Origin of the sequence: Teichococcus vastitatis (genome assembly GCF_003604215.1) — a bacterium.
In the GTDB taxonomy this organism is placed as follows: domain Bacteria; phylum Pseudomonadota; class Alphaproteobacteria; order Acetobacterales; family Acetobacteraceae; genus Pseudoroseomonas; species Pseudoroseomonas vastitatis.
The window spans coordinates 1-11,385 of sequence record NZ_QXGS01000031.1 but is presented as its reverse complement, the minus strand read 5'-3'; the positions used below and the strand labels follow the sequence as shown (position 1 = coordinate 11,385).

Annotated in this window: 8 protein-coding genes; 3 read left to right on the top strand and 5 right to left on the bottom strand. The window is 68.8% G+C overall.

Translation table 11 applies throughout. From position 1 onward, the window contains the following. The first annotated feature begins 47 nt into the window (after positions 1–47). A complete protein-coding gene (nikR, locus tag D2K64_RS19235; protein WP_120010006.1) occupies positions 48–470 on the top strand; it encodes a nickel-responsive transcriptional regulator NikR in 423 nt (140 codons plus the stop codon). A gap of 122 nt (positions 471–592) precedes the next feature. Here nikR and D2K64_RS19230 read toward each other — a convergent pair whose 3' ends face one another. Then, on the bottom strand, positions 593–2,413 hold the full coding sequence (locus D2K64_RS19230; protein ID WP_238384304.1) for a putative bifunctional diguanylate cyclase/phosphodiesterase: 1,821 nt from the start codon (positions 2,411–2,413) through the stop codon (positions 593–595). A 299-nt stretch (positions 2,414–2,712) separates the two neighbouring features. On the opposite strand from D2K64_RS19230, the gene D2K64_RS19225 reads away from it, so the two are divergent. Then, a complete protein-coding gene (locus tag D2K64_RS19225; RefSeq protein WP_120010004.1) occupies positions 2,713–4,056 on the top strand; it encodes a globin-coupled sensor protein in 1,344 nt (447 codons plus the stop codon). Between the two features lie 281 nt (positions 4,057–4,337). Here D2K64_RS19225 and D2K64_RS19220 read toward each other — a convergent pair whose 3' ends face one another. From D2K64_RS19220 to D2K64_RS19205, 4 genes are read right to left on the bottom strand one after another with little or no spacing between them, the layout of a single operon-like run. Then, complete coding sequence (locus D2K64_RS19220; RefSeq protein WP_120010003.1) at positions 4,338–7,547, bottom strand: error-prone DNA polymerase; 3,210 nt, start codon at positions 7,545–7,547, stop codon at positions 4,338–4,340. Continuing rightward, positions 7,544–7,768 (bottom strand): hypothetical protein, encoded by a 225-nt coding sequence (locus D2K64_RS19215; RefSeq protein ID WP_120010025.1) that lies wholly within the window; start codon positions 7,766–7,768, stop codon positions 7,544–7,546. Before D2K64_RS19215 ends, D2K64_RS19220 begins: the two co-directional genes overlap by 4 nt. Before the next feature lie 14 nt (positions 7,769–7,782). Next, positions 7,783–9,327: a Y-family DNA polymerase gene (locus D2K64_RS19210; protein WP_120010002.1), complete on the bottom strand. Its 1,545-nt coding sequence runs from the start codon at positions 9,325–9,327 to the stop codon at positions 7,783–7,785. Continuing rightward, positions 9,221–10,006, bottom strand: coding sequence for an ImuA family protein (locus tag D2K64_RS19205; RefSeq protein ID WP_120010024.1), 786 nt, complete (start codon positions 10,004–10,006; stop codon positions 9,221–9,223). Before D2K64_RS19205 ends, D2K64_RS19210 begins: the two co-directional genes overlap by 107 nt. A gap of 336 nt (positions 10,007–10,342) precedes the next feature. On the opposite strand from D2K64_RS19205, the gene D2K64_RS19200 reads away from it, so the two are divergent. Next, entirely contained in the window at positions 10,343–11,368 is a 1,026-nt protein-coding gene (locus D2K64_RS19200; protein WP_120010001.1) for a tyrosine-type recombinase/integrase, read from the top strand. Positions 11,369–11,385: the final 17 nt, after the last annotated feature.

Below are 11,385 nucleotides of genomic sequence, written 5' to 3'. Positions count from 1 at the left end.
CATCATATCAACCGCGTCGCCGAGGGCGATGCGTGCTAAGGAGATCCATGCAGCGCATCACCATCACCCTCGACGATGCCCTGCTGCGGGAGGTCGACGGGCTCGGCTATGCGAACCGCTCGGAAGCCGTGCGCGACCTCGTGCGGGCCGGCCTGCAGCAGGAAGCGGATGCGCGGCAGACGACCGGACCCTGCGCAGCAGCCCTGGCCTACGTCTACGATCACCACCGCCGTGACCTGCCGGGCCGCCTGACGGAGTCCTTTCATGACCACCATGATCTGTCTGTGGCAACCCTGCACGTGCACCTGGACGATCACGCCTGCCTGGAAGTGGCGGTGCTGCGCGGAAACGCGTCCACGATCCGCCACTTCGCGAATGTCGTGAAAGCCGAGCGCGGTGTGCAGCACGGCAGGCTTCTGCTGCTGGCACCCTCCAAGGCGGCAGCCCCGAGTGGACGTGGCGCTGGATAAAGGCGCTGCCCGGATTCGGGCCTCGGGATGGATCCCGGCTGATGAGGGAAGCAGCAGGGGTGGACGATCATCGCGCGCTTTCTCGCCTGGATCGCTCCAGCGGCATCCGCCAGGCCTTCAACTCACTCGTTGATTGTCTGATCCGCCGCACCGCATCCCGATGCAGGTCTGCGGTGCGTGGCCAGCCAGCGTTCAAAGGCTTCCACCTCCAGGGGCCGGGCAAAGAAGTAGCCCTGTGCCTCATCGCAGCCCATGTCCTGCAGAACATCGGCCTCAGGACCGGTTTCGACGCCTTCGGCGACGACGCGGTAGCCAAGGTCGTGTGAGAGGGAGATCATCGACCGCACGAGCGTCCGCTCGCGCTCACCCTTTCCCAGATTGCGAATGAAAGCCTGATCAATCTTGACGATCTGGGCGGGAAGCTGCTGCAGATAGGCAAGGCTGCTGTAGCCGGTGCCGAAATCATCGATGGCAAGGCTGATGCCCATCCTGGACAGGGCGTGCAGATGCTTGAGCGCGATGCGGGTGTCGCGCATGACAGCGCTTTCGGTGACTTCGAGTTCCAGGGCTTCGGCTGTGACCTGGTGCTCCGCGAGAGCCGATGCGACCTCCCCGGCGAAATCTTCCTCGCTGAGATTGCAGGCCGAGACGTTGACCGACAATTGTAAGTTCAAGCCCGCCTGCTTCCACGCCCGAAGCTGCTTCAGCGCGGAGACGAGCACGAAGGTCGTCAAGGCCTTTCCGAAGCAAGACCGCTCGACGATGGGGATGAACTCGCCGGGCGGCACGTCGCCGAATTGCGGGTGCCGCCAGCGCAGGAGTGCTTCGGCCCCCTCGCAGATCCGATCACTCAGCCCCACGCGAGGCTGATAAACGATGCGCAACTGATCCCCGGCCTGCAAGGCGTCTTCGAAATCCCTGAGCAGGCGGAATCGACGGCGGTGGATTTCGTCCATGGCATCCGAATAGACGCTGATGGAGGAGGCCGTGAAATGGGCCTCATAGGCGGCGCTGTTCAGCGCCCGCAGCATGTCCGTGCAGTCCGTCTTGCCATGCACAAGCGGCACGACGCCGAAGGCGGTGGTGATGCCGATGGCGGAGTTCTCCCCCTTCCGCGTCGCCTGCAAGGCAGCGGACAGGAAGTCCAGATAAGCCGCTTCTCCGACATCCGGAGGAGACAGAAACACAAACTTGGTTGTCGCGACGTGGTAGATGTTGCAATCTTGCCCGAGAATGGTCCGCAGGATGCCGGCGGCATCCCGAACGAGCTGGTCGATGGGCGTACTGCCGATAATGCGGGATATGCTCTCGATGTCGTGGCTTTGGCCGAGATCCACCATCACGGCGAAACGCGCGGTTCCCGCCTTGTCGAGGGCAAGATCGCCCAGATCCTCCATCAGCTGGCTGCGATTCGGCAGCCCGCTGAGCGGATCCACACGTCCGAAGGCATGCTGGAGCTCGATTTGCGACATCACCATGGCAGCCAAGTCGCACAGCGCATCGACTTCGTCAGCGGCAACCGCTCTGGCCTCGGTGCCCAGCACACACAAGGCTCCTAACACGTATCCATCGCGGGTGGTGAGCGGAGCTCCGGCGTAGAAGCGGATCCCGTTTTGCCCGAGCAGGCTGGAAGCGTAGCAGGCATCGGCGGCCAGGTCAGGAATGATCAGGAGGTCGCCTGTGTCTGTCACCTCGCCACAGGGTGCCTTCTCGCGCGGAATGGAGCTGTGATCCACGCCGATGCGCGACTTGAACCATTGGCGGTCCCGATCGGTCAAGGAGACGGCCGCGATCGGCAGATCGAAGATCTTCGCTGCCATGCGCGTGACGCGGTCGAAACTTTCGCTCGGCGGCGTATCGAGGAGGTTCAGTTGGTGAAGTGCCGCAAGACGAGCCTCTTCTCCGGATGCGGTTTGTCCCGCAGGCATTCCGCATAGGAACATGGCGCTCACCCTTGACTTCCCTGGCATCCGGTCTTTCAGCGTGGCGCCAAGCATAGGAAGAATGTATGTGCGAAGTGTAAGTTTATGGCTCTCATGCCATCGCCGAGTGGCCTCAGCGCTCGCCTGCCGCATCGAACTCTCCGCATCGACGTCCGGAGAAATCCTCGCAGGGCCGGGTTGAAGGCAGGACGTTCCCAAGCCGAGGCGCAATCAAGTGATCGATGCCGGAGGATCTTAATCTTCAGCAAAGATCTGTTCGCTAGGATGGCTGACGCACCGCATAACAGGCAACGACCCTTATGAGTCACGATCAGGCACAGCTCGCGCGTTTCGAGGCCTTTGCCATCACGGAAGCCGAGTGGGAGATGCTGCGTGTTCGCTGCGCCGATTTCGCGCGCCAGCGGATGCCCCAGTTGCTTGAGGAACTGCACCCGCGCTTCGCCAGATGGCCGGAGATCCAGGCGGCGCTGAAGGAGCCCGCCGTGCATCGTGTTCGGCTGGCGCATTGGCAGCGCGTTGCCACGGGCGGCATCGGCCCCGGCTTCATGGAATCAGCTCGTGCCCTGGCAACGGTTCTCTATGAGCGCGGAGTTCCGGCCTATGCCGTTACGCTGTGCCACTCGATCGTTCTGAACGGCGTGATCCGCGACCTTCTGCTGGATCAGCCCTGCACGCACTTCACCAGCCTGAAGGCCTCGTCTGCCAAGCATAACCTCCGCAACGCGCTGCAGAAGGCAGCCTGGCTCGACCTGGAACTGCTCCTGGAGACCTATGCGGATGCCGAGACGGCCAGCCGCAGGCAGGCGGCCGAGCAGGTCGCGGGCGCGTTCGAGGCCAAGATGTTGGGTGTGGCCCGCGAGATCGACCGATCGGCCCAGGAGTTCGTTGAGACTGCAGGCCAGATTGCCAGCGCTGCTTCACATTCGGCCGATCGGGCCGGAATGGCCGCCGGCGCTGCCGTCGAGGCAAGCTCGGGCGTGCAAACCATGGCTGCGGCGGCCGAGCAGCTTTCCGCATCGGTCAGCGAGATCAACCGCCGCATCGTACAATCGGCGGCCATGGCGGAGCGCGCGGTTGCCGATGCCCGGCACACCGATGGCGTGGTTCAGGCCTTGGCCGAGGGCGCCGGCCGTATCGGGGATGTGGTGCAACTGATCAGCAGCATCGCCGGCCAAACCAATCTGCTGGCCTTGAACGCCACCATCGAGGCCGCGCGGGCCGGTGAGGCCGGCAAGGGCTTCGCCGTGGTCGCCAGCGAAGTCAAAAGCCTGGCGAGCCAGACGGCCAGGGCAACGGATGAGATCAGCCAGCAGATCGCCCAGACGCAGGCGGCCACCCAGAAGGCGGTGGAGGCCATCCGGGGCATCGCCGGCACCATCAACAACATCAACGAGCTGATCGCTGCGATTGCAGCTTCCGTTCAGGAGCAGGGAACCGCCACGGCAGAGATCGCACGCAGCGCCGCACAATCGGCAGCGCATAATGGCAAGGTCGATCAATTGATGAGCGACATCCGTGGCGATGCCGCTGCCACGGCCGAGGGTGCCGAGCGCCTGAGTGGATCGTCCCGGACTCTGGCCAAGAGCTCCGGCGTCCTGAATGCGGCCCTGACCGGCCTGTTGAAGGAGATCCGGGCTGCCTGATCCGCAGCGAGGCTGAACGTCCTCAAGACTTGGAAGGTGGCGCAGATCCGGCTGCTTGTGGAAAAGCACGGGGCCGATGGTGGGGCTCTTCCGTGGAACGGCCCGCTCCTGAGATATGGGTGGCGGCGCACAGGATAGATCGCGCCGCCTGGGCCTGCGCCACCTCGGGGGAGGGGGATGCTGCGCGCGTTACTGTCAGAGGCAGCGCCGCGGAAGCGGTGCGGCGCGACTGGATCCTTGAATAATGGCGTGGAACGGGATGGCCGGCTCTTCGGCCTGCCCTACCTGAAATCCCGCGTCGGCACCTTGATTCCTGATCCCAGCCGCAGGTCCGGAATGTAGATGTCGCGCGCCCGTTGCAGGGCTGGGTCCGTCGCGTCACCCTGGCCGCCATCCCGCTGCGCGATGCCCTGCAGCATTCCGGTAAGGTCCTCCACCTGCTGCACAACGACGTGGATCACCTCGCCCTCGCGCTGCACCCGGCCGCGGCAGCCCATCATGCCCGCCGACAGAATCACCCGGCGCCGTTCCTCGAACAGGGCGGGCCAAAGGATCAGATTGGCCACGCCGGTTTCGTCCTCGACGGTGATGAACATGACGCCCTTGGCCGAGCCCGGTTTCTGCCGCACCAGCACCAGGCCTGCGAGAGCAATTCGCTGGCCGTCGCGGATCGATGCCAGTTCGCCGCAGGTGACCATGCCCATGGCCGCCAGATCCCGCCTTAGGAAGGCGAGGGGGTGCCGCCGCAGGCTCAGGCCGGTGCTGCGGTAATCCTCCACCACCTGCTGGCCCTCGCGCATGGCGGCCAGGCTGACCGGCGCCTCGACGATCTCGGGGTCCGGCATCCGGTTCCGGTCAGCCGCCGCGAATAAAGGCAGCGCCTCGTCGGTCAGCCCGCGCACCTCCCACAGCGCCCGGCGCCGGTCCACGCCCAGGCTGCCGAAGCCATCCGCCTCCGCCAGCCGCTCCAGGGCCGCGGGCGGGGTGCCCGCGCGGCGCCAGACCTCCTCGATGCTGCGATAGGGCTCGGCGCCGCGACCGACCACCAGCCGCGCGGCATCGGCGTTGTTCAGGCCCTTCACCATCCGCAGGCCCAGCCGCACCGCCAGCCGTGAACCCTGGCCGGCTTCCAGCGTGCAGTCCCAGCGTGAGGCGTTGACGCAGACCGGGCACACCTCGACGCCATGCTCCCGCGCGTCCCTCACCACCTGGGCGGGCGCGTAGAAGCCCATCGGCTGGCTGTTCAGCAGGGCGACGCAGAACACCTCCGGGTGGTGGCATTTCACCCAGGCGCTGGCATAGGCGATCAGCGCGAAGGAGGCGGCGTGGCTTTCGGGAAAGCCATAGGAGCCGAAGCCCTCCAGCTGCCCGAAGGTCCGCTCGGCGAATTCAGGCGTGTAGCCGCGCTCCACCATGCCGTTGACCAGCTTATCGCGGAACACCGACACGCCTCCGGTGAACTTGAAGGTGGCCATGGAGCGCCGGAGCTGGTCCGCCTCGGTGGCCGTGAAGCCGGCGCACCGGATGGCGACCTGCATGGCCTGTTCCTGGAACAGCGGCACGCCCAGCGTCTTGCCCAGCACCCGCCGCAACTCCGGCTGCGGATAATGGGGCTGCTCCACCCCCTCGCGGCGCCGGAGATAGGGATGCACCATGTCGCCCTGGATCGGGCCGGGGCGGACAATGGCAACCTGGATGACGAGGTCGTAGAAGGTCGTGGGCTTCATGCGCGGCAGCATGGCCATCTGCGCCCGGCTCTCGATCTGGAAGGTGCCGAGTGTGTCGGCGCGCCGGATCATGGCGTAGGTCGCCGGGTCCTCGGCCGGGACCGAGGCCATATCGAGGCCGAGGCCTCGATGCTCCTCCATCAGTTCGAAGGCGCGCCGGAGGCAGCCCAGCATGCCGAGGCCCAGCACGTCGACCTTCATGAAGCCGAGCTCGTCGATGTCGTCCTTGTCCCACTCCACCACCTGCCGCCCGACCATGGCGGCGGGCGCGATGGGAACCAAATCATCCAGCCGATCGCGGGTCAGCACGAAGCCGCCGGGATGGGTCCCAAGCTGGCGGGGAAAGCCGATCAGCTCTCGCGCCAGTTCCAGGCTCAGCCGCAATCGCCGGTCGGCCATGTCGAGGTTGAGCTCGGCGGCGTGCTCCGGCCGCACGCCCTCCTCGGACCAGCCCCAGACTTGCGACGACAGGGCGCTCGTCACGTCCTCCGTCAGCCCCATGACCTTGCCGACGTCGCGCACGGCGCCGCGGGCGCGGAACCGCATCACCGTGGCGCAGAGCGCCGCCCGCTCGCGGCCGTAGCGGCCGTAGATCCACTGGATGACCTCCTCGCGCCGCTCGCTTTCGAAATCGACATCGATGTCCGGCGGCTCGCGGCGCTCGGCCGAGACGAAGCGCTCGAACAGGAGGCCCGAGCGGACCGGATCGATGGAGGTGATGCTCAGCAGGTAGCAGACCGCCGAATTGGCCGCGCTGCCGCGACCCTGGCACAGGATGCCGATGCTGCGGGCATAGCGGACGATGCTGTGCACGGTCAGGAAGTAGGACGCGTAGCCGAGCTCGTCGATCAGCCGCAATTCGTGTCGGAGCTGCGCCGCCACGTCCGCGGGCAGCCCCTGCGGGTAACGTCGCGGCGCCGCCTCGTGAACCAGGGCTTCGAGCGCCTGTTGCGGCGTCAGCGCGGGGTCCTCGACCTCGTCCGGGTATTGGTAGCGCAGCTCGTCCAAGGAAAAGCGGCAGCGTTCCATGATCTCCAGCGAGCGGGCCAGAGCCTCGGGATGGCGGCGGAACAGCCGCTGCATCTCCTCCGGCTCGCGCAGCTGCCGGTCCACCGAGCGCTCCCGCCGAAACCCGGCGCTCTCGATGGTGCAGCCCTCGCGGATGCAGGTGACCACGTCCTGCAGGATGCGCCGGTCCTGGTGGTGGTAGAGCACGTCGCCGGTGACGACGGCGCGCAGGCCCGCCGTCTGCGCCATGTCCTCCAGCAGGCGCAGCCGCACCGCGTCGCCGGGGCGCCGCAGCAGCGTCAGCGCCAGATAGGCGCGGTCACCGAAGGCGGTGCGGTGCCGGTGCAGGATCAGCGGCAAATCCTCGTCGGCCGTGCCCGGCAGCAGGATGGCGACAAGCCCTTCGGCATGCGCCGCCAGATCCCGCCATCCCAACTCGCAGCGGCCGGCGCCACCCCGCGCCTTGCCCAGGGACAGCAGCCGGCACAAGCGCGCATAGGCTTCGCGGTCAGTGGGATAGACCAGCACCGGCGGGCTGTCCGTCAGGTCCAGGCGGCATCCCACCACCAGCCGCACGCCGGATTCCCTGGCGTGGCGGTGGCAGGCCACGATGCCCGCCAGGCTGTTGCGGTCGGTGATGCCAAGGGCGGGCAGGCCCAGGGCGGCCGCCTGGGCGAAGAGCTCCTGGGGATGGCTGGCGCCGCGCAGAAAGGAATAATTGGTGGTGACCTGCAGCTCGGCGTAGGGCGTCGTCACCGCTGGTGATGCGGCGTGGTGGACGGCGCCGCGGCCTCCGGCCTGCGCATCAGGACGTAGCCGCAGCGTTCCAGATGCCGCACCAGGCGCTCCGCCGTGATGCGCGCCATGGCTTCGTCGGCGTGGTGGACGCGCTTCCGGCCGTCGAACCTGAGCGCATAGGATAAGGAGGCGGCGATCTCGTCGGCCGAGGCGGGATGCAGGGGAGGTTGGTCCGTCACAAAATTGCCCTTGATCAAAAGATGCCGTGCAGGAACCAGGACAGGTCGCCCGTCGCCGGATCAACACCATCCCCTCGCCGGAACAGCCAGAAGCGGTTCCCGTCCTCGTCCTCCACGGCCCAGTAGTCGCGCACCGCGGCAACCTCGCCGGTGCGGCGCCACCACTCGCCCGCGATGCGCTCGGGGCCGTCGGCGCGCCGCACGCGATGGCGGACGCGGCGCCAGGTGAACAGGGCGGGCGGATGGTCCGGCAGCGCCGACAAAGCCTCGACCGGCTGCGGCGGGTTCAGCAGGCGCACGGGGCGGCGCAGATCCGGCGGCCATGGGGTTGCTCCGGCCGCCGCCCCGGGAGCGCCGAGCTGAATGGCGCGCTCGGGCACGTCGCTTTCCCGCGGTATTATGCGGAAGACCCGCTCCTCGCCGAAGCGGCTGGCCAGCCGATCCACCAGCGGCGCCAGATCGACCTCCTGGCCCTCGTCCTGCGCCAGGGAGGAACGGAGCTGGATGGGCAGGATCGGCTCGGCCAGGGTGACCACCAGCCGCATGGCGGAAACACCGAAGCCTGGCTCCACGCCCTCCAGCCGCTCCTTGAGCAGGCGGCTGAGATGATTGGCATCGCGGGACGGCCGCGAAGTTCCGGCCCGGACGATCTGTACCGCGTCGTCCACGCGCTCAAAGATCAGGTCCAGCTGCCGGGCACCGAGACCGCCCGCCTCCAGCAGCGCGCAGACAGGAGCGGCCAGGCGCTCCACCGCGATGCCCAGCGCCGTCGCGGTCAGCAGCGGTTCCAGGAAAACGGCGGCATGCTGGGCGGCGTCCGGCGGCAGCACCGGCGCGAGCGGCTCGTCCTCATGCCCGGTGGCCTGATCCAGCCGCCGCAGGACTTCGCCGCCGAAACGGCGGGCGAGAGGACCGCGCGGCATGGAAAGGAGCTGCCCGACGAGATCGATGCCGAGCCGCCGCAGCCCCGCCACGGTTCCAGCATCGATCCGCAGGGCCGCGACTGGCAGCAGCGCCAGGGCGTCCCTCTGCTCGCCCGGCCCGATGATGGCCGTGGGCCGCGTGCTGTGGCGGGCGATGGCCCATGCGGCGCCGGGCGTGTCGGCGATGGACGCCCGGGCGGCGATCCCGGCCCGCTCCAGGCAGGTGACGATGGCGGCCAGCAGGCTGTTCTCGCCGCCATGCAGGTGGGCGCAGCCCGAAGCGTCGATCCAGAGACCGTCCGGCGGCGCCGCCGCGGTAAGCGGCGACCAACGCAGGCACCAGGCCGCCAGCTCGCCAAGTGCCGCGGCGTCTCCTTCCGGGTCGGCCTCGGCCACTTCCAGCCCCGGCAGCATGGCCTGCGCGTGGCTCAGCGCCATGCCGGGGCGCAGGCCCAGCGCCAGCGCCGCCCGGTTGGCGGCGGCAATGACCTGCCGGTTGCCTTCCTGCCTCCGGGTCACCAGCGGCGCCTCAAGCGGCCGCTCGCCCTGGTGCGGCGCGCCGGTGGACACGGCCCGGCGTCGCCGCAGCCGGTCGGTCGGCCAGAACGGCAGGAAGAGCGAGACGACCCTGCGCATCACAGGCCTCCACGGTCCAGGAGCCGGGCACGCCGCCGCGGCACCGCATCAGATCCAGTTGCCACAGCGCCCGGCCCAGGCCGGGCGTGCCGGGCGAGTGGGCGAGGGGGGGTGGCGAGGGCAGGCAAGCGACCTTCCAGCGCGTCACCGCCGCCGTGGGCTCCGACAGCAGCAGGTCGTTCAGCCTGGGTCCGCGCCGGACCAGGAAGGCCATGGCGCCCGACGACTCGGCGGCGAGCTGCAGCCGACGTGAGGCCGTCAGGCCCAGGCGGCCCGAATACTCCCCGACCACCCCCGCGAGCCCCGGATGGCGCAGGCCCTCCTCCATGGCCAGCAGAACGGAGCGACCCGCCTCCACATGCACGACCCGGGACCCCTGCAGCCCGGCTCCGGCCAGGCCGGGCGCGAACAGGTCGAAGCGCTCCGATGCCCACAGCACAGGCCCACCGGCCCGCGCCAGAATGCCTGCCACCAGCAGGGTGGCCGCCGAGGCGTGCTCCACATGGGCGCCTGCCCCGGCAACCTCGTGCAGGGCGCCGCGGGCCATGCCGCCGCGCGGCAGCCCGCCATCCAGGGCCGGGATGCCGAACGGAACCACGGGGCGGTTATGCCCCTCGCCCTGACCCTCGATCCGGGCCACCTGCTCGCGCAGACCGTCCAACAGCGCTGATGTGCCCAAGCTCGCCATATCTCCCTCTAGCAAGGAGGAAGAACATAAAGCGAACAAAAAAGTTTTGAAAAGCTCCGCCTCAGCCCGGCCCAGCCGTCACGCTCCCGACGCGCGTCAAGTTGCTCGGCCTAGGCCCTCAAGGCTGTGCCCGACGTCCACTCGAAAGAGGAACCGCTCCCCCCTGATCTGTCGGGGCGTGGCGGGATGGGAGCGCGCCCGATTACCCTCGATAAGATGTTCTTATCGCTATCATGACCGTGCAGTGACGGGTTTGCCCGATTCCGCGAACCGGCTAATCTGGCAGCAGACGGGCCGCAGCAGGGCGGCGCCGCAGAACGGACGCCGATGCCAGACCAGCCCCACAAGCCCGCGCTGCGGCCGGACCCGCAGCCCTGGATCACCGACACGGCCACGAGCGAGGCGCGGCGCCTGCTGCAGGGACCCGTCGGCGCGGCCCTGGCCGAGGCGGCGCGCTATGCCGGCCAGGCGCTGTCCGCCAACACCCGCCGCGCCTATGCCAGCGACTGGGCCGCCTTCGCGGCCTGGTGCGCCGCCGGCGGCGTCCCCCCATTGCCCGCGGCACCCGTGCTGGTCGCCGGCCACCTGGCCAGCCTCGCAGGCCAACTCGGGCGCAGCGGGCTGTGGCGCCGCCTCGCCGCGATCGGCCACGCCCACCGCCAGGCAGGACTACCCTGGGAGCCACGGCACCCGGCCATCCGCGCCACGCTGCGCGGCATCCTCGGCCGGCACGGCGTCGCCACCCGGCCGGCGGCGGCACTCACCTCGGCCGAGGTCAAGCGGCTGCTCGACGCCTGCGGCAGCGACATGACCGGGCTGCGCGACAAGGCCCTGCTGCTGGTGGGCTTCGCCGGGGCGCTGCGCCGCTCGGAGATCGTCGGCATCGACCGCGAGCACCTGCGCTTCACCGCCGACGGCATGACGCTGGAGATCCCGCGCAGCAAGGGCGACCAGGACCGGCAGGGCGCGCGGATCGGCATTCCGCGCGGGCTGAACCCGCTGTCCTGCCCGGTGCGGGCCATGGAAACCTGGCTGGCGCGGGCGCGCATCGAATGGGGCGCGGTGTTTCCCAGCCTGACCCGCGGCGGCCGGCCGCGCGGGCGGCTGCGGCCGGCCGGCGTCCGCTTCATCCTGCACCGCCGGGCAGAGCGCGCCGGGCTGGTGGTGGACGCCGCCGAGCGGCTGTCGCCGCACGGCCTGCGCGCCGGCTTCATCACCGAAGCCTATCTGCGCGGCGCCCTCGACGAACAGGTGATGCACCACACCCGGCAGAAAACCATCGCCACCACCCAGGCCTACCGCCGCCGCGCCCGCATCACCCGCGACAGCCCCGCCCGACTGCTCGACCTCTGACCAACATGGTCCCCAGC